Here is a 23,636-nt window from a genome sequence, read left to right as displayed (position 1 = left end):
AATCAATTCCATAGGAGTTGCGCGCGGATCAGGCCGCGCAGGGAGTTTCCGATGTAAAGGGTGTGGTCTTTGAGGTCGTCGAGCCGGATCCGGCCGACGCAGGCCTTGCGCTGGCAGATAAGTTCGGTACGCAAGACGCCCGCCAGCAGGCCGGCGGAAATCGGCGGAGTGCGTAACGCGTCCGGACCATCCTCGATGAAGACCGAGGTGATCGTCCCCTCGCACACCTCGTCCTTCTCATTGAGCAGCAGCACCTCGTCTGCTTCATCGGGCCGATATTCGGCGCGCGCCGCTTCATAGACGCCACGGCGCGTGGTCTTGACGCGCAGCAGCTTGTCGGCGGAATCGAGCCGGGTCGCGGCGATGCGGACGCGCCAGAGGGTGTCGGGCGGCAGCGGCGTAAAGGGGGCCGTCGTCACTGCCGTTTGCCCCTCGCGGTCCAGCGTCAACCGAACCCGCAAGGGCGTGGCTGCACCGGTAACAGCCTGCTCGAGTTTTCCGAGAACGTTCTTCGGCGCTGAAAAGCCGAGGCGGCGGGCGGAGCGCTGCAGCCGGGCGAGATGCAGGCGTAGGCGGACGAAGCCGGTTTCCGGCTCGTAGCGCAGGGTCTCGATCAGGGAAAAATCCTCTACCGGTCGATCCATCGGTCCCCCACGGCAAAGCGCGCCTTGAGGAGGCATTCCTCATATTCCGCTTCCGCCGTCGAATCGAAGACGATGCCTCCGCCGACATTGAACACCGCGCGGCCGTCTTCGAAAAGCGTGATCGTGCGGATCGCCACGGAAAAGCGCATGGCGCCTGTCGGCGAGATCATGCCGATCGCGCCGCAATAGGCGTCGCGGGGGGTGTCTTCGAGTTCATGCAGGATTTCCATTGCCCGCATCTTCGGCGCGCCGGTGATCGAGCCGCAGGGGAAGAGTGCGGCGAGGATATCGCGGATTGATATGCCGGGAAGCAGCCTGGCCTGCACGTGGCTCACCATCTGGTGCAGCGTGGGATAGGTCTCGATCTCGAAAAGCCTGGGAACGTCGAGCGTGCCGACTTCGGTGATGCGCGAGATATCGTTGCGAAGCAGGTCGACGATCATGCGGTTTTCGGCCTGCGTCTTTTCGTCGGCAAGCATGGTGGCGATGATCTCGTCATCCTCGGCGGCATCCTTGCCGCGCTTGGCCGTGCCCTTCATCGGATGCGTCTCGATCCAGCCGTCCTCGTCGGTGCGGAAGAAAAGCTCCGGCGAGCGCGACAGGATGATCGGACCGCCGAGATCGACGAGCGCGCCGTATTTCACCGGCTGCCGTTCGATCAGCGACCAGAAAGCGGCGCGTGGGTCGCCGTTCCAACGGGCATGGATCGGCATGGTGAGGTTCGCCTGGTAGCAATCGCCCTGGCGCAGATGCCAATGCAGCCTGTCGAAGCGTTCCTTATATACTTCAAAATTCCACGCCGCTTTCGGCTCCGTCAGGAATTCCTGGTTTTCCAGGCGCTGTGCCGGCTGGCCAAGCGGATGGCCGTCGGCGGCGGGCGCATCGAAAACCCCGAAGCAGAGCAGCGGCGTTTCCCTATTTTCCTCAGCAAACGCCGTGAGCTTTTCCTCGAAGAGATGGCCGGCCTCATAGGCCATGTAGCCGGCCAGCCATTTCCCCTGCCGCTTGGCCTTTTCCATGCGGTCCAGCGCATCGAAAAACTGCGCGCGCGTATGGGCTATGATGATCTCGGCCGGCTCGGCGAAGAGCATCACCTGTCCTGTGCTGTCGTCCCTGAAAAGGACGTAGGGTATGGCATCGGCCATGCGCGAATTTCGATCCAGTGCTTTGTCAAATCGATCGTCAGACATGATCGTATATGCCGTCATTCAGCACCTGGCCCGTCACCCTAGCCCTCTCCCCGCGAGCGGGGAGAGGGGACTGGTTCAGCATCCGCCGTACCATTCTGTGCAGACGATGGAATGGCGGTTGCCTTAGCTCCCTCTCCCCGCATTGGCGGGGAGAGGGTCGGGGTGAGGGGCCATGCGCGAAGATGCGGCAACGGCGAAGGTGCCTGGCCTGCTTCCCTTTTCAGAGCAGGCGAGAGATCTTATTTGCTATCTAGCGCTTCCAGTTCGTCGATCAGCCCTTCGATCATCGACAGTCCCTTGCTCCAGAACGACGGATCGGTCGCGTCGAGGCCGAAAGGCTTCAGGAGTTCGGAGTGATGCTTGGTGCCGCCAGCCTTCAGCAGCTCGAAATACTTGTCCTGGAAACCTTTTTCGGCGTTGCGATAGACCGCATAGAGCGAATTCACCAGGCAATCGCCGAAGGCATAGGCATAGACGTAGAAGGGCGAATGGATGAAGTGGGGGATGTAGGCCCAATAGGTCTCGTAGCCCTCGGAGATCTTGATCGCCGGGCCTAAGCTTTCCGCCTGTACGGAGAGCCATAGCTCGCCGATATTGTCCGACGTCAGCTCGCCATTCTTGCGAGCCGAATGCACCTTGCGCTCGAATTCATAGAAGGCGATCTGGCGCACGACCGTATTGATCATGTCCTCGACCTTTTGCGCCAGCATCGCCTTGCGCTCGCGCTTGTCGGTGGTCTTGTCGAGGAGCGCGCGGAAGGTCAGCATTTCGCCGAAGACGGAGGCAGTTTCCGCCAATGTCAGCGGCGTCTGGCACATCAAGGCGCCCTGGCCGCCGGCCAGCACCTGGTGCACGCCATGGCCAAGCTCGTGGGCCAACGTCATGACATCGCGCGGCTTGCCCATGTAGTTGACGAGAACGTAAGGGTGGGCCGACGGGACAGTCGGATGCGCAAAAGCGCCCGGCGCCTTGCCCGGGCGCACCGGCGCATCGATCCATTCCTCATCGAAGAAGCGCTTGGCGATTGCGGCCATTTCCGGAGCGAAACTGCCATAGGCTGATAGCACCGTGTCCTTCGCCTCGTTCCAGGGGATCAACGCATTGGGCGTTTCCGGCAGCGGCGCATTGCGATCCCAGAAATTCATCTGTTCCATGCCGAGCCACTTGGCCTTCATCTTGTAATAGCGATGCGAGAGGCGCGGATAGGCCTCGCGCACGGCGGCCGCCAGCGCATCCACCACCTCGCGCTCGACACGATTGGCCAAATGCCTCGAGTCGGCGATATCCTCGAAGCCGCGCCAGCGATCGGCGATTTCCTTGTCCTTGGCGAGCGTATTGGTGATGAGCGTGAAGGTGCGCAGATTGGCCTTGAAGGTTTCGGCAAGCGCCATGGCGGCCTTGCGGCGAGCGTCCGGATCCTGTTCCTGCAGCATGTTCAAGGCGACTTCCAGCGGCTGTTTCTCGCCGTCGATCTCGAAGCGCAGCTCCGCCATCGTCTCGTCGAACAGGCGATTGAAGGCGGCGGCACTCGTCATGGATTTTTCCAGGAACAGCTGCTCCAGCCTATCTTCGAGCTGGTGCGGCTTGTCCTTGCGCAGGTCGACGATCCACGGGCGATAGTGGCCGGCGGCGGGGTCCTTCGCCATGCAGGCGTCCATCACGGCGTCATCGATGCGGTTCAGTTCCAACGGGAAGAATAAGAGATGGGAGGAGTAGTCCGTCAGCTTCGACTGGACGTCGCCATAGAGCTTGCCGTTGTTCGGATCGATCGTATTGGAAAAGTAGTTGAGCGCGGCGAACGAGCCGAGACGGCCCATGATGTCGTCAAGCGCCTCGTACTCCTTGAGGGCCGCGCCGATACCGGCATCGCCCGATTTGGCGGCGGCATCGGTAAGCTTTCCCTTCCACTTTTCCTCGAAGGCGACAGCCATCCTGCCAGCCTTTTCCATGTCATCGAGGAAGGCCTGCGAGGTCGCGGACGGATAGAGATCACTGAGCTTCCAGGCTGGCAGGTCGCCAAGCGCTTGGCCGGCAGCCTGGCTCGCGGAGAAGTTAAGGGATTGATGGAGCGAGGTCGGGCTCATGGGCGATATTTCCTCTGTTTTTATTTTTCCGAACGTCCGGTCCGTTCGTGTCTATTCGGCTGCAAAGCCTGCGGCAAGGCCTGATTTCCCTGCGTTGGCGCTTGAAACATAAGCGATATTACATTCGTCATAATGATTAAAATGCAACGATTTGGCAAAACTTCGTGTTCAAGCCTTTCTGCGAGTGTTCGCTTCAGGTTTCGCATGAAGTGAGGCACCAATGACCGTTTATACCAGCGCCAAGGGAGGCGCGCAGATTCTCGTTGTTGAGGATGATCCGATTCAACGTCGTCTGCTGAAGAATGCCATCGAGCGGCACGGACACGTTGCTCATCTGGCGGAGAATGGCCGTCTCGGCCTCGAAGTTCTGAAGCGCAACAGCGATCAGATCAATGTGATCGTGCTCGATCTCATGATGCCGGAAATGAACGGCATCGAGTTCCTGGGCGCCCTGAACGATATGGGCATCGATCTGCCCGTGATCGTTCAGACGGGGCAGGGCGGCATCGACACGGTGGTGCAGGCCATGCGGGCCGGCGCCTTCGACTTCGTCGTCAAGCCGGTATCGCCTGAGCGCATCGCGGCATCGATCGCCAACGCCCTGAAGCTCGATCAGCGCGAGGCCAAGGCCCGCGCCGGGCGCAAGTCGCGCTCGAGCAGCATCACCTTCGACGACATCGTCTCGGCAAGCCCGGCGATGATGCGCGTAATCGATCTTGCGCATCGCGCGGCGCAATCGAATATTCCGGTCGTGCTGGAAGGCGAATCCGGCGTTGGCAAGGAACTGGTCGCGCGCGCCATCCAGGCCGCCAGCGACCGGGCCGGCAAGCCGTTCGTGACGGTCAACTGCGGCGCCATTCCGCATAATCTGGTCGAAAGCATCCTTTTCGGCCACGAGAAGGGCGCCTTTACGGGTGCTGCGGAGCGCCATGTCGGCAAGTTCATGGAAGCTGATGGCGGCACGCTGTTCCTCGACGAGATCGGCGATCTGCCGCTGGACGTCCAGGTCAAGCTGCTGCGCGCCGTCCAGCAGGGTGAAATCGAGACCGTCGGGGCGCGCATCGCGCAGAGGGTCAATGTCCGGCTGATCTCGGCGACCAACAAGGACCTGATCGAAGAGGTCAAGGCGGGGCGATTCCGCGAGGACCTTTACTATCGCCTCAACGTCTTCCCGATCACCATGCCGGCATTGCGCCGCCGCAAGGAAGATATTCCGCACCTTGCACGCGCCTTCGTAGACCGGTTCGCGCTGGAGCAGAAACTTGACCATCCGCTCGGGATCAGCAACGACGCGCTTGCGCTGCTGACGGCCTATGACTGGCCGGGCAATATCCGCCAGCTCGAAAATGCGATCTTCCGCGCGGTCGTCCTGTCCGAAGGACCGGAACTGCTCGATAGCGATTTCCCGCAGATTGCCGCGCAGTTGCCAGGCTACTTCGCCGCCGAGCATCCGACCTTAGTTGTGGATAATTCGCATGTGCACGCTGCCGAGGCCGTTGCCGCCGAGAGAACGGAGCGGGTCGCACGCCCGCTTTTTCAAGGCGCGGCTGCAACCTCTTCGCTCCAAAGCGGCGACGCTTCGGAGAGCGGCTCCGACAATGTCATCGTCAGCACCAATACATCAGGCGACGTCAGGAAACTGGCGGATGTCGAGGAGGAATTGATCCGATTTGCCCTGAAATTCTATCGCGGGCAGATGAGTCAGGTCGCAAGGAAGCTTGGTATCGGCCGCTCAACTCTCTATCGGAAGTTGAAGGACTATGGCATAGACCCGGATGACCCGCAAAAAAACGCCGCATGAGTGGTCACTTAACGTTTAGGCAAGCATATTTTGTTACCCGTCGTAAAGCACTTGTTAGTGCATCGTTCACCATGTATGAAGAGGGCGACCATGTGTGGCATTTTTGCCATCGTGTCACCGCAATTGACAGCCATTTGGAACACGATGCGACATTGTCTGTCGGACGGGGATCGAATTGCCGAATCTGAGTGGAAATACCAAGCCTAAAAGCTTGAGCTGGCATTCTGCGTGCTCGGACTTATTTCGCAAGGTGGCCAAGGTTGCAGCCGTTGGCCTCCTTGCTTTGGCTGTTTCCACTCCAGTTTTCGTCGGCACTCCCTCGCAGGCTGGCGGCGAAACCCGCAGCCTCAAGATCTATTACGTTCACACCGGCGAAAAGGCCGTCATCACCTATAAGCGCAATGGCAAGTTCGATCCGGACGGCCTGGAGAAGCTGAACCGCATCCTGCGCGACTGGCGCAAGAATCAGCCGACCAAGATGAACCCGCGCCTGTTCGACCTCATCTGGGAAGCTTATCGCGAAAGCGGATCGCACGAATTCATCTACGTGATCTGCGGTTTCCGGTCTCCAGGCACCAACGAGATGCTGCGCACGCGTTCCTCCCATACCGGCGTTGCCAAGAAAAGCCAGCACATGCTCGGCAATGCGATGGATTTCTATCTTCCGGACGTCAAGCTTTCCAAGTTGCGCGAAATCGGCATGAAGCTGCAGGTGGGTGGCGTCGGCTATTATCCGACCTCCGGTTCCCCCTTCGTCCATATGGATGTCGGCGGCGTGCGCGCCTGGCCGCGCATGGATCGCCAGGATCTCGTCCGCCTGTTCCCGGACGGCAAGACCATGCATATTCCGGCTGATGGCCGGCCGCTGCCGGGCTACCAGCAGGCGGTTGCCGATTACAAGCGCCGCATATCGTCCGACGATATCCAGGTCGCCAGCTCCTCGTCGCCGCGCCGAGGCTTCTTCGCCCGCCTGTTTGGTGGCGGCGGTGCGGATGAGGAAGAGGACAATGCGGAAAGCGGCGTAGCGGCGGCACCGGTGGCCGTCGCTTCGGCTACCCGCAAGGGTCAGCCGGCTCCGGCCGCAAGCGACGAGGGTGACGATAGCGCCGCTCCGGTCCAAACTCCGGCTCAGGTAACTCCGGCCCAGGTTCAGGTCGCAAGCGTAAACGCGCCCGTTCCGCAGGTTCGCCCGGCTTTCGGCAATCAGCCCGCCGGCAGCGATGTTGCGTCCGCGCTCGTCTCGCCATCGCGTAACGCCGCGCAGGACGCGCTTGCCGCCGCGATGCCGAATACGGACGATCAGCCGCAATATGCGGATCTTCGCTCCTATAACGTACCCGTGCCGTCCCTGCTCGATCGGCGCACGCCTGGCGATGCCGAGCTGGCCTCGGCCGAAGCTGACGTGAAGGGCCAGGTCGCTGCCGTACCTGTGCCGGCACAACGCCCCGAACTTGCCGAGAACCTTTTGGCATCCACTGATGCGGATCAGGAGGCGCTCGACGATCAGGCCGATGTCGCCGCACTTTCGCCCTCGGTGGTCGCTGCTCTCGAGCAGAGCCGTCCCGATCGATCCGATGCGAATGCTACGGTAGCCTCGCCGCTCAACAATGTTGCGTCGAAAGATCAGATCGCGCCGGTCAATGATGGAGCCGCAGCCGGGAACGGTGCCGCCCAGGCTATTGCTTCGGTTCTGCCGCAGCAGAGACCGGCGCAGCAGATGCCGATGCAGGTGGCGGCGCTGGCGCCGATCCGCAACGAGGTCAAAGCCAGCAGCAGCCGTCGTTTCAACGACAGCTTCGATACGGTGACCCCGCAGGAACGTCCGATTGCCGCTGGCATCGCGACCAAGGGCTCGCGGCCGAGCAGGCAGGATGCGGCCGAGGCCGATGCTGGCCGGGCTACCGTGACGACCGCGCCGACCCTGACGGAGAAGATGATTTCGCAATGGGCGATTGCAAAGGCTCGTGTCGAGGTCGTCAATCGTCCGGTCAAGGCGCCGCGTTTCGTCAGCCCGACGCTGCGTGCCCAGCCGACGGCCGTCTATACGGATGGCTTCAAGATGCAGACGGCATCGATCGATCCGGAACGTTTCAGCGGTTCCGCCGTGAATTTCCTCCAGGTGAAGAAGTTCAATTCTGTCGAATAGGCTGATTTCCTGCTCGATGCAGTTTTGAGGGAGTCGCTTGGGCTCCCTTTGCATATGGCGGGCGCAGCTGAGATGCAGTGCTGTTGCTTGCAGGTGACACCGTATCCGCTTTCAGGTTCAAGTCAGATTTTATTCATCCCGGCCTCACGCTTCTTTCAGCTTCGCTTCATTCAACCCGATTAGGGCGGCAGTCTTCGCAAGGGCTGGATATCCGCGTTTGAACCGAAAAACGGCAATCATTATCGGCAATGGCAAGCTGCAGCGCGATCTCTCGGAGATCGTGGACAAGGCGGATTTCACGATGCGCTTCAACGAGCCGAAGGCGTCGATCGGCATGAGCGGATCGCGCACCGATATTCTCATGCTCGCAGCCTCCAGCAAGCCGATGCAACGCCGGCTGACGGACCCGGCCTTCCTGACCAGCGCCACCTTCAAGGCCGCAGAGGAGGTCGTGCTTGCCTACCATCCAGTCATCATCAGCAAATATCACCCCAAGCCCAATTTCCTCTCGCGCCTGAAGGGCAGGAGAAGCGACTGGACGATGCGGACGGTCGAACTCATCGGTGCTGCCGGCAAGGAGATCCGCATCATGCCGCCGCAATTCTATATCGAAGGCTGTGCGGAGCTTGGCGTGAGCGAATGCCGGATGCGCCAACTCTTTCCAAGCACCGGGTTTTTCGGCATCCGCTATGTCCTGTCGCGGTTGCCCGCCGACGAGTGGGACGTGAAGCTGTGCGGCTTCAGCTGGGAAGGATGGAAGCGTCATGCCTGGCTGGATGAGCGCCGCTGGGTCGACGACAAGATGGCGAGCGGGCGCATCAGCCTGCTCGTCTGACCTTCCTTCAGTTGTCAGATCGGTTGAAAACAACCGTTTTCAGTTTCGGCTCAGGTTTGCCTAAGCCCGCTTTCATTCAGGGTTGCTAGAGCCTCGCGAAATTGACCGAGGTATTCTCAATGCAAACCCACGAATTCAACCCGTCTTCGGCGATGCCGCTCGAAAGATCTCATACGGGATTCGAGTTCGATCATGCGCAGAGTTCCGTCGGCGCCAGACTGGAAGAAGCCAAACAGCCCGTCATTCGCGGCTTCATCATCCATCTGGAGCGCGCCCGCGACCGCATGCCCCAGGTCGAACGGCTTGCGGCCAAGCTTCCGGTGCCAAGCGAGATCATCCAAGCGGTCGACGGCCGCACCCTGACGGATGGCGAGGTCGAGCGCGTCTATCGCCGCCGGCTGCAGAAGCCGTATTATCCCTTTGCAATGAGCAGCGGCGAAATTGCCTGTTTCCTGTCGCACCGCAAGGCATGGGCCGCCATTGTCGAGCAGGGAATCGACGCCGGTCTCGTCTTCGAGGATGACGTCGAGATCGACGATGCGTTCCGGACTGCCTTTACCGCGGCCAAGGCTTGCCTGAAGCCGGGTTCGTTCATTCGTTTTCCATTCCGCATGGGCAAGGAGCATGGCAAGTGCGTTCTCTCCGAGGGGCAGGCCAATGTCATTCAGCCGACCCGAATCGGTCTCGGCATGGTGGCCCAGCTCGTCAGCCGCGATGCTGCCATCCGCCTGCTGGAGGCGACGGCGGTTTTTGATCGGCCCGTGGATACGACCGTGCAGATGAGTTGGTTCACCCGCGTATCCCCGCTGGCAGTCCTGCCGGGCGGGGTGCATGAAATTTCCCCGCAGCTTGGCGGCAGCACCATCAAAAGCAACAAGACGTTGGCGGAGCGGCTTTCCAGAGAGGTGTTGCGGCCACTCTATCGCGCGAAAATAGCCCTTCGTTCGCGCCGCTTCATCTGAGACGCCATATCGTGACCGTTCCAATCCTCGCTTATCATCAGATTGCGGTGCCGCCTTCGCGCAAGACGCCGTTCAGAAGCATGGTCGTCCATCCCGAAGCCTTCCATCGCCAGATGGAATGGCTGAAAAGGCTGGGTATTCAGGGCATCTCGCTGCGCGAAGCAATGCCCTACATCCGGGGCGAAAAGACCGGAAAGGTCGCCGCCATCACCTTCGACGACAGCTATGCCAATGTCTACGAGAATGCATTGCCCGTGTTGCAGGAGTTCGGCTTTACCGCCACGAATTTCGTGGTGGTGAACCAGATCGGCGGCAGCAACGTCTGGGATACGCCCATCGGTGTAGAGTATGCGCCCTGCATGTCGGTCGAACAGTTGCGCCGCTGGCACAGCCTGGGGCACGAGGTGGGATCGCATACGCTCGATCATGTGCGCCTCCCGCAATTGCCGATGGAAGAGGCGCGCCGCCAGATTACGCATTCGCGCGAGTTGCTGGAAGACCTGCTCGACGAGGGCATCTCGTCTTTTTGCTTCCCCTATGGCGACGAAACGCCGCTCGACCGGGTGCTGACCTACGAGGCAGGCTATAGTGCCGCGACGACCACGCGGCGCGGCCGGGCGCGGCCGGGCAATGACCCATTCGGCTTGCCGCGTGTAACCGTGCGGCGCAACGACAGCTGGCTGCATTTCGTCAAGAAATGCGTTGTCGGATAGCGGGCTGCCGTTAGAGCTTTTCGCCGTTCTTCGAATCGCGAAAACGCTCTATCTTCTTATTTCCTAATGCATTCCGGACGGAAAACCGCTGCGCACTTTTCCTGGAAATGCTCTAATTCGCGGCGGCACCGGTTATGGCTGCTTTTTCGGTGCGGGAGCGGGATCCGCGATGGGCTTGCCATTGATGTCGCTGAGCGTGATAGGGCTGCCGACATGGTTTCGCACCGTCGTTGCCGGCGGCATTAGGGTCCATGTGAAATAGGCGATCAGGCCGCAGACACCGAACAGAAAGACGGTGAGAATCGCCGGAACGGACCATTCTTTCGTGAACATCGGCGTCTGCCGGCGAGGCTTGAACGTGGCGCGGCGGCCGGCCGCCGTCTTATTAAGCTGTGTCGGCATCGTTGCCTCCAAAACTAGGCGTCCAGGCAGAGTAGGGGCCGACAGACATCAACGGGACGGCGCATAGAATGCGCACTGGCCATTGCGTTGTTGCGAAGACCCGCTTGCGCACGATCTCTCTCCATTGTCTGTCTGGATGAAGCAGGTACGACATTCGCCGTTTCAGCTCAATGCGGCAATTTGGTATCGCCGCCGTCGCGCCCGTTTACATGCCGCGTCGAGGTCGGCTACAGATGATTGCGAGAGCTCGCGCTGGCGGATTGGCGGGCCTCCTATCGTCTATCGTCGCGCGCGGCCGGATCGCACTCCGGCGCTTGTGCGCAAAGGAATTGGAATGCCCATCATGTCCTGGAGAGGCGGCGAGGTCGACGTTGCCGTGATCGGTGCCGGAGCCGCCGGTGTGGGCGCCGCCCGGCAATTGCAGTTGCTTCGCCCGGATCTCTCCATCCTATTGCTGGAAGCCTCTGATCGCGTCGGCGGTCGTGCTCGCACGATCCATCCGTTCGGCGCGGATGGGGCCGGGCTCGATCTTGGTTGCGGCTGGCTGCATGGCGCGCGAACCAATGCCTGGACCGGGATCGCCGAAGAGGTCGGCCTGACCGTCGATCGCACGCCGGCGCCCTGGAGCGATGGCGGGCATCGGCTCGAGCAGGACGACCCCGGGGTAAAGGCGGCCGGAGCGGCGGTGAACGGATTTTTCGAACGCGCCTATGCATATGAGGGCGATGACGATGCGGATCTTTCGACCCTGATGGCGCCCGACGATCCATGGAGCGAACGGATCCATGCCGTCGGGGCGTTCATGACCGGGGGAGAGCTCGACAAGTCCTCCGTGATCGATCTTGGCCGCTATGATCCCGGTCCTGGTCCGGATTGGCGGGTGCGGCAGGGTTATGGAACGCTGGTTGCGACCTATGGCCTGCCGGTGCCGACCGTCCTTTGCGTCGAGGTCAGTCGCATCGACCATGGCGCCATCGGCCATATCGTGCTTTCCACGAGCAAGGGCCAACTGCGGGCAAAGGCCGTTATCGTCACCGTCTCCACCAACGTGCTCGCTGCCGAACGCATCGCCTTCTGGCCGCCGCTGCCGGAGAAGATCGAGGCGGCGTCGCGCCTGCCGCTCGGTCTGGCGAACAAGCTTTTCATTCGCATCGCCGAGCCGGATATGTTTCCGGAGGATACGCATGTCATGGGATCGCAGCACAGCCGCCGGACAGGCGCCTATCAGCTGAGGCCGTTCGGCGCGCCCGTCATCGAAGCCTATTTTGCCGGCGATCTTGCGCTCGATCTGGAACGGCAAGCTATGGAGGCGATGTTTGCTTTTTCGGTGGAACAGCTGAAGCGCGTCTTCGGTTCGGATGTCGGTGCGAAACTGTCGCCTTTGGTCAGGTCCGCCTGGGCGGGCGAGCCTTTCGTCGGCGGGTCCTATTCCTATGCGACGCCTGGCGCGTCCGATCTCCGTGGGGTACTGGCAGCCACCCGGGACGACCGATTGTTCTTTGCTGGAGAAGCCTGTTCGAGGGCACGATATTCGACGGCGCATGGTGCTTATGAGACCGGTGCCGGTGCCGCCGAAGCTGTCGCGAAAGCGCTGTGACGGAAGGCGGATGGGAGGGGCGTGCCGGTTGCGGACGGGAAATGGCGGTTTGCCCCATGAATTTCTGAAAATCACTCTTAAACTTGCGCAGGAACAGGCGTAAACGCAATCAAACACCACCCGATTTGATTTAAACCATCCTTCGGGAGATGGGCGGCGAAAGCCGCGATTAATGCAGCATTGGAGGAGCCATGAGCAACGGCGACACGTTAACCTTCGCCATCGAGAAAAATCCGAACCCTGCAACGGCCAGCGAGCGCGAAGCGCTACTGCAAAATCCGGGTTTCGGTCGCGTATTCACCGATCACATGGTGACGATCCGCTATTCGCAGGATCGCGGCTGGCATAGCGCCAAGATCGAGCCGCGCAAGGCGCTGGCTCTCGATCCGGCGACCGTGGTGCTTCACTATGCGCAGGAAATCTTCGAAGGGATGAAGGCCTACCATCTGCCAGACGGGGGTGCGGCGCTCTTCCGCCCGAGCGCCAACGCACGGCGCTTCCACAATTCGGCCGAGCGGCTGGCGATGGCGACCTTGCCCGAGGATCTGTTCGTCGAGTCCGTCCGCGAGCTGGTCAAGATCGATCGCGCGTGGATCCCGACCGCCGAGGGCGCATCGCTCTACCTACGGCCGTTCATGATCGGCTCGGAAGCCGCGCTCGGCACGCGGCCCGCGACAGACTATCTCTACTGCGTTGTTGCCTCTCCGGTCGCCTCCTATTTCAAAAGCGGCGCATCGGCCGTCACGCTCTGGGTTTCCGAGAATTACACGCGCGCCGCTCCTGGCGGTACGGGTGCTGCCAAGTGCGGCGGCAATTACGCCGCAAGCCTTGCCGCGGTCGCGGAGGGTCAGCGCGAAGGCTGCGAGCAGGTCGTCTTCCTCGATGCCGTCGAAAAGCGCTGGATCGAAGAGCTTGGCGGCATGAACGTCTTCTTCGTCTTCGATGACGGCTCGCTGCAGACACCGCCGCTCGGCGGTACGATCCTGCCCGGCATCACGCGCGACTCGCTGATCAAGCTCGGACGCGACATGGGCCTGACCGTTCGCGAGGAGCCCTATTCGATCGAGCAGTGGCAGGCCGATGCCGAGAGCGGGCGCCTGAGCGAAGCCTTCGCCTGCGGAACGGCAGCGGTCGTCACGCCGATCGGCAAGCTGAAGGGGCGCAAGCACGGCTTCACCATCGGCGACGGCAATGCCGGCCCCACGACCATGCGCCTGAAGGCCGCGCTGACCGACATCCAGTTCGGCCGCGCGCCCGACAAGCATGAGTGGTTGGACCGCCTGTTCTGATTGGAAACTTTGATCCGCGTCAGGTTCTGACCGGACTTTGATCGATACTCGGCGGGAAACGCATATCGGCTCTCCCGCCGGGCTCTGACGTGAGAGATCGCATAGTCACCCGAGACATCGGAGTTGTTATGATGACCAACGTCCGCGAGCGTCCCGGCGTCGAGCCGGGTGAAACGGTGCTGGAGTGAGGTCCCGCGACGCTCTCGACCGATCCTGGGAAAGCGTCGCGCCCGCACCTATGTTGCATTGAGACGGAAACACTCCCGAGAGGAAGACGGATATGCCGGCTGCCGCGAATAGCAATCTCTTTCGCCAACTCGGTTTGAAGCACCCGCTGATCGTCGCGCCGATGGCCGGCGGTCCCTCGTCGGTGGAGCTCGCGGCGGCTGCGTCGGCCGCGGGCGCGCTTGGCGCCATGGGTGGCGCCTATTCCAACGCCGCGGCCATCGAGGCTTTTGCGGATCAGGTGCGCCAGCGAACCGACAAGCCGTTTTCGATCAATCTCTTCATTCCGCATTCGATCGCCGATGTTGCGGCCGACCGTCTTGAGCGCGCGGTGGCGGCGACCGCTCGCTATCGACAGGAACTGGAGCTGCCTTCGCCGCAGCTTGAGGCTCCCTATGAGGAGGATTTCGATGCGCAGTTCGAAGCTGTGTTGCGCGTCAAGCCGGCATGCTTCAGCTTCGTCTTCGGTTTGCTCTCCGCCGATCATGTCCATGAGGCGAAAAAGGCCGGCATTCCGCTGATCGGCACGGCGACGACGCTCGATGAGGCGAGGGCTCTGGAAGAGAGCGGCGTGGATGCGATCGTGCTGCAGGGCTTCGAAGCGGGCGGTCATCGCGGCATTTTCGATGCCGGGGCGGCGGATCCGGAAATCGGGATGCACGATCTCCTGGCGCAATGCGCCGGCACCATTCGCGTCCCGCTCATCGCAGCCGGCGGCATCATGACGTCAAGCGATATTCGGGCGGCGCTGCAGGCGGGTGCGCAGGCGGTCCAGATGGGCACGGCGTTTCTCGCCTGCGCGGAAGCCGGAACTTCGGCACCCTATCGCAGGAAGCTTCTCGAAACCTCCGAGCGCTGGACGCGCACGACACGCGCCTTTTCTGGCCGTTTCGCACGCGGCATCGAAAATCGCTTCATGGATGAGATGGATGGCAAACCGGATGCCATCCTTCCCTTTCCGGCGCAAAACAAATTCACACGGGATATGCGCGGCGCATCGACGGCGAAGGGATTGCCGGATTTCCTGTCTCTCTGGTCGGGAACCGGCAACGGCGAACTCTGGCAGGGCAGTACTGCCGCCTTGATCGACCGCCTCTTTCCGGAGTGATGCTTTCACGCGTTCCAAAAAGAAAGGAGCCGGCAAGCCGGCTCCCGATCGTCTCGCGAGGCTGATGAGAGCCTTGATTATTCCATGCCGAGTGCGGCCATGTAGGTCTGCAGGATGGATTCTTCTTCCAGACGTTCATTCGCGTCCTTCTTGCGAAGGCGGATGATAGTGCGGATCGCCTTGGTGTCGTAGCCGCGACCCTTGGCTTCGCCCATCACATCCTTGATGTCGCTGCCGATCGCGGCCTTTTCTTCTTCCAGGCGTTCGATCCGTTCGATGAATTGACGCAGTTCCGCCGCGGCCACGTTCTCGACGCTGTTCTCTTCCATGCACTTCTCCTAAGGGGTCTTAAAGGGTCGCTTGCAGCCGGTCGCCAATGAGATCGGTCAATCACCGATACGGCACATCGCTTCAGGGTCTGCACGGTATTTCGAATTCGATCGGGCAGTTGACCTGCCGCGAATGGTGCGCAAGGTCAAGCCGGATTGGTGAAGGGAGGGTTAATCTTTTGGCTTGTTCTGCTCGAAAGCGGCTTTTTGCACAGGCGAGGCTTCTTTCTGGTGCAGGTTTTTCCAATCTTCATAGGGCATGCCGTAGATCATCTCGCGCGACTCGTCCTTGCTGACGGGCAGGCCTGCTTCTTCGGCCGCTTCGCGATACCAGTTGGAGAGGCAGTTGCGGCAAAAGCCGGCAAGGTTCATCAGGTCGATGTTCTGAACGTCGCCGCGTTCGCGCAGATGCGCGACGAGACGGCGGAAGGCGGCGGCCTCGAGCTGGGTCTCTTGTTCCTTGGTGAGCGTGGTCATTTCTATTCTCCTCGGTTCGCTCTCGGCGGTGCGCATCATCCTACGCCTCATAAGGCCCGGTGCGCGAAGGATACCGCTTGTATTCGTGCAGGGCCGGATCGTCATTGATCTCGGCGAAGATCGGTGTCAGCCGGTCGGTCCATTCGGCGATGCCGGCCTCGTTGCCGATCAGATCCTGCCGGACCTCCAGCAGCGCATGCGGAATGCCCTTCATCATGCAATGGCGGAACATGGTGTCGTTGCGCAGGGCGCCGTCGTAGGGCTCATTGTCTCCGACAACGAGATTGGTATCGGCGCCGAGCTTTGCAAGAAGCGGCGTAACGGCACGATCGTCGCTGTCCCAGAGCACGCTCGCATGCCAGGGTCTTGCTACACCCTTCCAGGCCGGGGTGAAGGAATGCATCGATAGCACCAGCGGTGCCTTGCCCGTCGCCTCCGCCACGGCGGAAATCGTCTCGTCGACGGCGCGATGATAGGGCCGGTGGAAGGCTTCGATGCGGTAGTTCCATTCCTCGTCGGTGATCGGATGATTGCCTGATATGATCGCGCCGTCCGAGATCTTCATGATCAGGGTCGGGTCGTCCTCGCCGCGGTTCGGGTCGATCAGCAGGCGGGAAAAACCACCGAGCACGCCCGGCACGTCCAATCTCTCGCAGAGATGGCGGCACAGGTTTTCGATGCCGATATCATAGGCGATGTGGCGGGAGAAGGCGGCTTCCGGCAAGCCGAGGCTGCCATAGCGTTCGGGCAGATGCCGCATGGCATGATCGCCGAGAATGACCATGCCTTTGTCACGATTGCCGGATATGATTTCAAACGGTCTGAAGTCGGTCATGCGGATTGTCGGTTATCGAAATTTTCAACTCTTTGTTTGATTGCATGTGCGGATGGAAGGTGCAAGGTTTGCAGCTTCGATCGGACGGAGGCGGCGCAGCGCGTCGTCACGGTGCCGTGAAGAAAATACAATCGATTAGAGTTGCGTTGACATTCATGGGATGGCGGCGCAAGAAGACGCAACAACGAATAACCGGGAGCCAATTGGAAGCCGTGTCCAGCCAAGTCGCGCCACGTTTCGTTAAGCGGTCAGGTCCGCTCGCCCGAATCACCTTCCTCATTCTCGCTGCTGCAGCGCCGTTCTTCTTCATGCCAAATGCGGCTCATGCCGACTTCCGCGTTTGCAACGGCACGCAGACTCTCGTCGGTGTCGCGATCGGCTATCGCGCAAAGGATGGCTGGATGACGGAGGGATGGTGGCAGGTTCCGGCGACCACCTGCGCCACGCTGATCGAGGGACCGCTTCAATCCCGCTATTATTATCTCTACGCAGAAGATGCGGCTCGTGGCGGCCGCTGGACGGGCGACGTCGAAATGTGCGTGGCGGAAAATGAATTCAAAATCCCAGGCGTGAAGGACTGCTACGCTCGTGGCTATCAGAAGATGGGATTCAAGGAATACGACACGGGGCGTCAGGCGAGCTGGATGGTTCAGCTTTCCGATACCTCGGGCAGCCAAGAAAGCCAGAATTGATGAGACGCAACCGCAAAGTCAAAATCCTCGCAACGCTCGGTCCAGCCTCCTCTTCGGAGGAAATGATCCAGAAGCTCCATGAGGCCGGGGCAGATCTGTTCCGCATCAACATGAGCCATGCCAGCCACGATGTGATGCGCATGTTGATCCAGCGTATTCGCGCCGTCGAGGCCCGCTGTGGTCGCCCGATCGGCATTCTCGCCGACTTGCAGGGTCCCAAGCTGCGCGTTGGCAAGTTTGCCGAAGGCAAGGTCGATCTCAAGCCCGGCCAGACGTTTACACTCGACAATCAGGATACGCCCGGCGACAACACGCGCGTGTTCTTGCCACATCCGGAAATCCTGGAATCGGTCCAGCCAGGCCATCGCCTGCTGATCGACGATGGCAAGCTGGCGCTGCGTGCCGAGAAGTGCGATGGCAAGAGCATCGTCACCACAGTTATTTCGGGCACGAAGATTTCGGACCGCAAGGGCGTCAGCCTGCCCGACACGCTGCTTGGCGTCGGCGCGCTGACCGACAAGGACCGCGTCGACCTCGATGCTGTTCTCGCCACCAACGAAGTCGACTGGGTAGCGCTCTCCTTCATCCAGCGCCCCGAAGACCTGATTGAGGTCCGCAAGATCTCCCATGGCCGCGTCGGCCTGATGTCGAAGATCGAGAAGCCGCAGGCCGTCGAGCGCATCGAGGAAATCATCGAGCTTTCCGATGCGTTGATGGTGGCCCGTGGCGACCTCGGCGTGGAAATGCCGCTGGAGGCTGTTCCGGGCATTCAGAAGCAGCTGATCCGCGCCTGCCGCCGTTCCGGCAAGCCGGTGGTCGTCGCCACGCAGATGCTGGAATCGATGATTTCCGCGCCGGTTCCGACCCGCGCCGAAGTGTCCGACGTGGCAACCGCCGTCTTCGAAGGCGCCGATGCGGTCATGCTCTCGGCGGAATCCGCATCCGGCGACTATCCGGTCGAAGCCGTCTCCATGATGGCCTCGATCGCCGGCACCATCGAGCGCGAGCCACATTATCCGGGCATCATCTATGCCCAGCGCGCCCTTCCGGAAGCGACCGGCGCCGATGCGATCTCGCTAGCCGCCCGCCAGATCGCCGAGACGCTGAAGCTCGCCGCCATCGTCTGCTACACCTCGTCGGGCACGACAGGCCTGCGTGCCTCGCGCGAGCGTCCGCAGGTTCCGATCCTGGCGCTGTCGCCGATCATCCAGACGGCACGCCGCCTCTCCGTCGTCTGGGGCATGCACTGTGTCGTCACGCACGATGCGACCGATCTTGACGACATGGTCAACAATGCCTGCCGCATCGTTGCCGAGGAAGGCTTCGGCAAGCCGGGCGACCGTATCATCATTTCGGCAGGTGTTCCGCTCGGCACGCCCGGCGCCACCAACATGCTGCGCATTGCCTATATCGGTTCGGACGGCCAGTCCGGCGTGTGATTGCCGACATCCGATTACGGCAGCACCCCTGAAACATCCGAAACCCGCTGTCGAAAGACGGCGGGTTTTTTCTTGAAGCCGAAGCGCCTGCGATCATCCCCCGGGCAGGCGGATTGAGAAGGAGATATGCTAATGAAAGTCGGATTTATCGGATTGGGCCAGATGGGCAGCGCCATGGCGGTCAATCTCGTCAGGGCCGGGCATGAGGTGACGGTCTACAATCGCTCGCGGGACAAAGCCGCGGCTCTGGCCGGCGAGGGCGCGAAGGTCGCTGGAACAGTGGCGGAGGCCTGCGGCGGTGAGGCCGTCTTCACCATGCTTGCCCATGACGATGCGTTGTCGGCCGTCGTTCACGGCGATGGCGGCGTTCTCAAGAGCCTTGGCAAGGGTGCGGTCCATATCTCCGCAAGCACGATCAGCGTCGCCTTGTCCGAACGGCTGACCGGGGAACATGCCGCCGCCGGCCAGCGTTTCGTTGCAGCACCCGTCTTCGGCCGTCCGGAAGCTGCCGCCGCGGCAAAGCTCTTCATTGCAGCAGCGGGTGCGCCGGATGCCATCCAGTCGGTCGCGCCGCTCTTCGAGGCGATTGGCCAACGCACTTTCGTGCTTGGCGAGGAGCCGAAGGCTGCCAATCTCGTCAAGCTCAGCGGCAATTTCCTCATCGCCGCTGTCATCGAGTCGCTCGGCGAGGCCATGGCGCTGGTGGAGAAGGGCGGTGTCGACCGGCATGCCTATCTCGATCTGCTGACATCGACGCTCTTCAATGCGCCTGTTTACAAGACCTATGGCGGGCTGATCGCGGACCGCAAGTTCAAGCCCGCCGGCTTCACCGCACCGCTCGGCCAGAAGGATGTCCGATTGGCACTGGCCGCCGGCGAGGCGCTGAACGTGCCGCTGCCGCTTGCCAGCCTGCTGCGCGACCGGTTCCTGACCCTGCTTGCCCATGGCGGCGAGGAGTTGGATTGGTCGGCCATCGGGGCGCTGGCTGCGAAAGATGCGGGATTGGTGGAGTAAATCGGGGCGTCCCATCGACGTTCGAGTTTGTGGAGAGTGTGCACCCCCCTCTGTCACTATCGTGACATCTCCCCCACAAGGGGACTATTGCAAAATTGAGTGGATATGATTCCCTGTTATTGAACGGGGATGATTGTCATGGTGCTGAAGCGGACAGGTCAGTTCAGTTTTGTGGATGCGTTGATGCCGGCCGGTGGCGGCAACCAGCGTCTGGATCGGTTATCGGGTCTTGTCAAATGGTACCGGTTCGAGAAGGTGCTGCAGCGGCTGCGCAATGATGCGGCTGCCGGCCGCCCGGCCTATCCACCGTTGATGATGTTCAAGGCACTGCTCTTGCAGTCGCTGTACGGCCTGTCGGACATGGAGCTGGAAGAAGCGCTGTATGATCGGCTGTCGTTCCGCCGCTTTGTTGGCCTGAGCTTGGAAGAGACTGTTCCCGATCACACGACCTTGTGCCGGTTCCGCAATCATCTGATCGAGGCGCGACTGCTGGAGGCGCTGTTTGCTGAACTCGACAGTCAATTGGACAAAGCCGGGTTGATTCTGCGGCGTGGCACGATGCTGGACGCCACCATCATCGAGACGGGAGCGGCTCGGCCGCCGAAGGGGCGCCTGCCTGGACAGGAGCCGGGACGGGAGCCCGGACAGGAGCCCGGACGGGAGATTGCCGAGCGTGGGGGAGATGCCGATGGCGTGGACACGGTGCCGCCGGTGAGGCTGAGCGACCCGGACGCCCGTTTCACGCGGCGCAAGGGCCGGCAGGGCTCGTCCTATGGCTACAAGGCCCATGTCGGCGTCGATGAGGGCTCGGGCCTGGTGCGCCGGCTGATCACCACCCCGGCCAATGTCAACGATACGGTCTGTGCCGATGATCTGATCTGCGGTGACGAACAGGCGGTATTGGCCGACAGCGCTTATCATACCCATGCCCGCGAGAAGACGCTGAAGGCCAGGGGCATCAAGGCGCGGCTGATGCGCCGGCCCAACAAACATCACCGCACACTGCCCCCGAAGCTGCAACGCTTGAATGATCTGATCGCTCGCCGGCGCGCTGCCGTCGAGACGACCTTTGCTACATGGAAGCGCCGCATGGGTCTTTCGGTCATTCGTTATCGCGGACTGATCAAGGCGCAAGCCCAGGTGCTGATGACGGCAATCGCCTTCAACATGCGCCGCTGGGTGACGCTGACCGCCTAATCCGAGGGGCGGACTCTGTCCGCCACCCGCTCAAAACCAAAACAGCCACCTAAAAACAGCCCGCTCACCAACATAGCGGACCCAAAAACTCCGCCCCAACCCTTAGGCCGTGTCTCTGCTCTCGTTTATGCAACGATCCCACAAGGGGGGAGATCGTTAGGAGCCTGCTGCCCGTTCTTCCCAAATCGATAAACAACAGGCTCTGCGAACTCGATGTTCATTTGAAGACCATCGGTGCCGCGAGCTACCAATCTCCACCCTTGTGGGGGAGATGTCGCGGCAGCGACAGAGGGGGGTATCAGAGGTGCGGCAGACTGGAAGCAAGCAGACACTTGCTAACCGCCGCACCGCATGCAACCTTCTTCGCTCAAAGAGGAGGGACCCCATGCATCTCACCACGTTGCTAGCCTTTGCCGCCGTTTCCTTCATCGGTATTGCGACGCCGGGGCCGACCGTACTTCTGGCGCTGACGAACGGTTCGCGCTTCGGCGTGAGGCGCGCCTTGCCGGGCATGGTTGGTGCCGTTCTTTCCGATGCCGTTCTGATCAGCGCCGTCGCCATCGGTCTTGGCGCCCTGCTTGCGGCTTCCGAATTCTGGTTCTCGGCCCTGAAATGGGTGGGTGCTGCCTATCTCGCCTTTCTCGGCATCATGATGCTGCGTTCGAAAGGAAGCATCGACGGGGCTTTGCAGGCGAGCGCGAGCCTGCCGAAGGGCACAGCCTTTGCCATCGGCCTGAAGAGTTTCATGGTCGCCGTCACCAACCCCAAGGGCTATCTCTTCTTCTCGGCCTTCCTGCCGCAGTTCATCGATCCCTCCGCGCCGCAGCTGCAGCAATATGTCGTTCTGGGCGCCATCTTCGCGACACTCGATTTCATGATCATGTTCGGCTATGCGGTGTTCGGCTCGCAGGCCGTTCGCGTCCTGAAATCGGAAGGGGCGAAATGGCTCGAGCGCGCCTGTGGCGGCGCGCTGCTGGCTCTTGCCGGGTCACTGGCGCTCTATCGTCGCGCCGTCAATTGATTTAACGACGGCTCAACGCCGCTTCGAAGACATCTTGGTCGACATTGCCGCCTGACGTGACAGCGATCACCGTATCGCTGTCGATATCCCCGCCGTGGAAGAGCGCCGCGGCCAGTGCGACGGCGCCGCCCGGTTCCACGACGATCTTCAAACGGGTGAAGGCGAGCGCCATGGCCTTTTGCGCTTCCTCATCCGTCACGACGAGACCGGGGCCGCAGAGGCGCTTCAGGATCGGGAAGGTGATGTCGCCCGGTTGCGGGCCGATGATGGCGTCGCAGATCGAGCCTTGCAGCGCGGCATTGCGCTCGATCTTGCCCGAGGCCAGCGAACGGGCGGTGTCGTCGAAATTTTCCGGTTCGCATGGGCGCACCTTGAAGCCCGGCGCGCGGGATTCGAGCGCCAGTGCGATACCCGAGGTCAGGCCGCCACCGCCGCAAGGCACGAGCACGCTTGCAGCCTCAATGCCTTCTTCGGCTGCCTGTTCGGCGATTTCCAGTCCCGTGGTTCCCTGGCCGGCGATCACCTGCGGTTCGTCGAAGGGCCTGATGAGCGTCAGGTTACGCTCCTCCGACAGGCGCGCGCCGATCTCGTCGCGATCTTCCTTGATGCGATCGTAGAGCACAACTTCGGCGCCGAAGGCTCGAGTATTGGCAATCTTCAGCTTCGGAGCATTCATCGGCATGACGATGACAGAGGGGATGCCGTGCAGCTTTGCTGCCAGCGCCACGCCCTGCGCATGGTTGCCGGACGAGAAGGCGATGACGCCCCTGGCGCGCACGGACGGCTCCAGCGCCGAGACTGCCGACCAGCCGCCACGAAACTTGAAGGAGCCGGAGTGCTGCAGGCATTCGGCCTTCACGAACAAGCGCCGCCCGGCAATCTCATCGAGAAAGGGCGAGGAGAGAAGCGGCGTGCGCCGGGCCCGGCTGCCGAGGCGAGCGCGGGCGGCTTCGATCATTGCGATATCGACCATGGAGGGATCACTCTTCTGATTTAGAAAGGCTTTCCATCCATAAGGCGCACAGCTTCTCTTTGAAACAAGGAGATTGTCTCCGTGACACTTCAGGCAACGCCTGGCAGCGAGAGATGCCCGACATTATAGGCCTGCAGGCCGGACCGGGCTGGATCTTTCTGCGGTTCGGCCAAGAGGCGGAAGCGCACAAGCGTCCAATGGGTCGGCTCGAAAGCCACGACCGAAGCGAGTGCTGCGCCATCTGATATCGCCTTGGCCGCAGCTTCGCTTTGTTCTTGCCGGAGTTCGGCGAGTGATGCGCTGGGATCGATTGCGACCACCTCGCGGGTGGCGAAGCTGGCGCTGCGAATATCCGCCGAGGTATCGGCGTGCCAGGCGATCCACGTGTTGACCCGGGGGCGGCCGAAGCTCTCGGTCAAGGCCACGAAGCCGGGGCCGCAGACGAAATCGCTCAGACCTTCCTCCTGCTGCCAGACGTAAAAGGGGGCATAGAGATTTTCGCGGCTTCCCGTCACCGCATCGCCCTTTCTCGTCGTAAGATAGGCCTTGAACTTCAGGCCCGGGAGATTGTCGAGCAGAGGACCCTTGTCACGGATGCGGCGATCGATGATCGTCATGTCGTAATCCGCGGGCAGGGGGAAATTATACTGCATGGCGATCATT

Annotated in this window: 22 protein-coding genes; 13 read left to right on the top strand and 9 right to left on the bottom strand. The window is 61.4% G+C overall.

Going from position 1 to position 23,636, the window contains the following annotated elements; genetic code table 11:
* Positions 1-2: 2 nt before the first annotated feature.
* The 3 genes from CCGE531_RS15590 to CCGE531_RS15580 all read right to left on the bottom strand — a co-directional run bounded on the left by CCGE531_RS15590 (position 3) and on the right by CCGE531_RS15580 (position 3,918).
* Positions 3-644 carry an aminotransferase class IV family protein gene (locus CCGE531_RS15590; RefSeq protein WP_120664991.1) on the bottom strand — a complete coding sequence of 214 codons (642 nt, stop codon included), beginning with the start codon at positions 642-644 and terminating at the stop codon, positions 3-5.
* Entirely contained in the window at positions 629-1,789 is a 1,161-nt protein-coding gene (locus tag CCGE531_RS15585) for an aminodeoxychorismate synthase component I (RefSeq protein ID WP_120666874.1), read from the bottom strand. Before CCGE531_RS15585 ends, CCGE531_RS15590 begins: the two co-directional genes overlap by 16 nt.
* A gap of 284 nt (positions 1,790-2,073) precedes the next feature.
* Entirely contained in the window at positions 2,074-3,918 is a 1,845-nt protein-coding gene (locus tag CCGE531_RS15580) for a M3 family oligoendopeptidase (protein ID WP_120664990.1), read from the bottom strand.
* A 220-nt stretch (positions 3,919-4,138) separates the two neighbouring features.
* Here CCGE531_RS15580 and CCGE531_RS15575 point away from each other — a divergent pair, with 220 nt between their 5' ends.
* The 5 genes from CCGE531_RS15575 (at position 4,139) to CCGE531_RS15555 (ending at position 10,375) form a co-directional block, all read left to right on the top strand.
* Positions 4,139-5,719, top strand: coding sequence for a sigma-54 dependent transcriptional regulator (locus CCGE531_RS15575; RefSeq protein ID WP_120664989.1), 1,581 nt, complete (start codon positions 4,139-4,141; stop codon positions 5,717-5,719).
* Between the two features lie 175 nt (positions 5,720-5,894).
* Entirely contained in the window at positions 5,895-7,865 is a 1,971-nt protein-coding gene (locus CCGE531_RS15570) for a DUF882 domain-containing protein (protein WP_120664988.1), read from the top strand.
* A gap of 217 nt (positions 7,866-8,082) precedes the next feature.
* Positions 8,083-8,700 carry a hypothetical protein gene (locus tag CCGE531_RS15565; RefSeq protein ID WP_120664987.1) on the top strand — a complete coding sequence of 206 codons (618 nt, stop codon included), beginning with the start codon at positions 8,083-8,085 and terminating at the stop codon, positions 8,698-8,700.
* Between the two features lie 119 nt (positions 8,701-8,819).
* Entirely contained in the window at positions 8,820-9,662 is an 843-nt protein-coding gene (locus tag CCGE531_RS15560; protein ID WP_120664986.1) for a glycosyltransferase family 25 protein, read from the top strand.
* Positions 9,663-9,673: 11 nt separating this feature from the next.
* Positions 9,674-10,375, top strand: a complete 702-nt coding sequence (locus CCGE531_RS15555; protein WP_120664985.1) for a polysaccharide deacetylase family protein — start codon at positions 9,674-9,676, stop codon at positions 10,373-10,375.
* 132 nt (positions 10,376-10,507) lie between these two features.
* Here CCGE531_RS15555 and CCGE531_RS15550 read toward each other — a convergent pair whose 3' ends face one another.
* Positions 10,508-10,777 carry a hypothetical protein gene (locus CCGE531_RS15550; RefSeq protein ID WP_120664984.1) on the bottom strand — a complete coding sequence of 90 codons (270 nt, stop codon included), beginning with the start codon at positions 10,775-10,777 and terminating at the stop codon, positions 10,508-10,510.
* Between the two features lie 334 nt (positions 10,778-11,111).
* On the opposite strand from CCGE531_RS15550, the gene CCGE531_RS15545 reads away from it, so the two are divergent.
* The 3 genes from CCGE531_RS15545 to CCGE531_RS15535 all read left to right on the top strand — a co-directional run bounded on the left by CCGE531_RS15545 (position 11,112) and on the right by CCGE531_RS15535 (position 14,996).
* Entirely contained in the window at positions 11,112-12,374 is a 1,263-nt protein-coding gene (locus CCGE531_RS15545) for an NAD(P)/FAD-dependent oxidoreductase (RefSeq protein ID WP_120664983.1), read from the top strand.
* Between the two features lie 191 nt (positions 12,375-12,565).
* Positions 12,566-13,663 (top strand): branched-chain amino acid aminotransferase, encoded by a 1,098-nt coding sequence (locus tag CCGE531_RS15540; RefSeq protein WP_120664982.1) that lies wholly within the window; start codon positions 12,566-12,568, stop codon positions 13,661-13,663.
* 280 nt (positions 13,664-13,943) lie between these two features.
* Entirely contained in the window at positions 13,944-14,996 is a 1,053-nt protein-coding gene (locus CCGE531_RS15535; RefSeq protein ID WP_120664981.1) for a nitronate monooxygenase, read from the top strand.
* A gap of 77 nt (positions 14,997-15,073) precedes the next feature.
* Here CCGE531_RS15535 and CCGE531_RS15530 read toward each other — a convergent pair whose 3' ends face one another.
* The 3 genes from CCGE531_RS15530 to CCGE531_RS15520 form a co-directional block, all read right to left on the bottom strand.
* Positions 15,074-15,325 carry a DUF2312 domain-containing protein gene (locus CCGE531_RS15530; RefSeq protein ID WP_015341059.1) on the bottom strand — a complete coding sequence of 84 codons (252 nt, stop codon included), beginning with the start codon at positions 15,323-15,325 and terminating at the stop codon, positions 15,074-15,076.
* 171 nt (positions 15,326-15,496) lie between these two features.
* Positions 15,497-15,802, bottom strand: a complete 306-nt coding sequence (locus tag CCGE531_RS15525) for a DUF1244 domain-containing protein (RefSeq protein ID WP_120664980.1) — start codon at positions 15,800-15,802, stop codon at positions 15,497-15,499.
* 40 nt (positions 15,803-15,842) lie between these two features.
* The gene (locus tag CCGE531_RS15520) at positions 15,843-16,637 is read right to left on the bottom strand and encodes an N-formylglutamate amidohydrolase (protein ID WP_120664979.1); all 795 of its coding nucleotides are present in this window, start codon (positions 16,635-16,637) and stop codon (positions 15,843-15,845) included.
* Between the two features lie 203 nt (positions 16,638-16,840).
* Here CCGE531_RS15520 and CCGE531_RS15515 point away from each other — a divergent pair, with 203 nt between their 5' ends.
* The 5 genes from CCGE531_RS15515 to CCGE531_RS15495 all read left to right on the top strand — a co-directional run bounded on the left by CCGE531_RS15515 (position 16,841) and on the right by CCGE531_RS15495 (position 22,000).
* Entirely contained in the window at positions 16,841-17,329 is a 489-nt protein-coding gene (locus CCGE531_RS15515) for a DUF1036 domain-containing protein (protein ID WP_120664978.1), read from the top strand.
* On the top strand, positions 17,329-18,768 hold the full coding sequence (pyk, locus tag CCGE531_RS15510) for a pyruvate kinase (RefSeq protein WP_120664977.1): 1,440 nt from the start codon (positions 17,329-17,331) through the stop codon (positions 18,766-18,768). Before CCGE531_RS15515 ends, pyk begins: the two co-directional genes overlap by 1 nt.
* A gap of 132 nt (positions 18,769-18,900) precedes the next feature.
* Positions 18,901-19,782: an NAD(P)-dependent oxidoreductase gene (locus CCGE531_RS15505; protein WP_120664976.1), complete on the top strand. Its 882-nt coding sequence runs from the start codon at positions 18,901-18,903 to the stop codon at positions 19,780-19,782.
* A gap of 129 nt (positions 19,783-19,911) precedes the next feature.
* On the top strand, positions 19,912-20,979 hold the full coding sequence (locus CCGE531_RS15500) for an IS5 family transposase (protein ID WP_162943911.1): 1,068 nt from the start codon (positions 19,912-19,914) through the stop codon (positions 20,977-20,979).
* 385 nt (positions 20,980-21,364) lie between these two features.
* A complete protein-coding gene (locus CCGE531_RS15495; RefSeq protein ID WP_120664975.1) occupies positions 21,365-22,000 on the top strand; it encodes a LysE family translocator in 636 nt (211 codons plus the stop codon).
* Position 22,001: 1 nt separating this feature from the next.
* Here the strand turns inward: CCGE531_RS15495 and CCGE531_RS15490 are convergent, their stop codons facing one another.
* Positions 22,002-22,973, bottom strand: coding sequence for a threonine/serine dehydratase (locus CCGE531_RS15490; RefSeq protein ID WP_120664974.1), 972 nt, complete (start codon positions 22,971-22,973; stop codon positions 22,002-22,004).
* 89 nt (positions 22,974-23,062) lie between these two features.
* Positions 23,063-23,635: a DUF4865 family protein gene (locus CCGE531_RS15485; protein ID WP_120664973.1), complete on the bottom strand. Its 573-nt coding sequence runs from the start codon at positions 23,633-23,635 to the stop codon at positions 23,063-23,065.
* Between the last annotated feature and the right edge of the window lies 1 nt (position 23,636).

It is taken from the genome of Rhizobium sp. CCGE531 (assembly GCF_003627795.1).
Classification (GTDB): domain Bacteria; phylum Pseudomonadota; class Alphaproteobacteria; order Rhizobiales; family Rhizobiaceae; genus Rhizobium.
The sequence above is the reverse complement of the archived record's forward strand: the minus strand, read 5'-3'. Positions and strand labels throughout refer to the sequence as shown.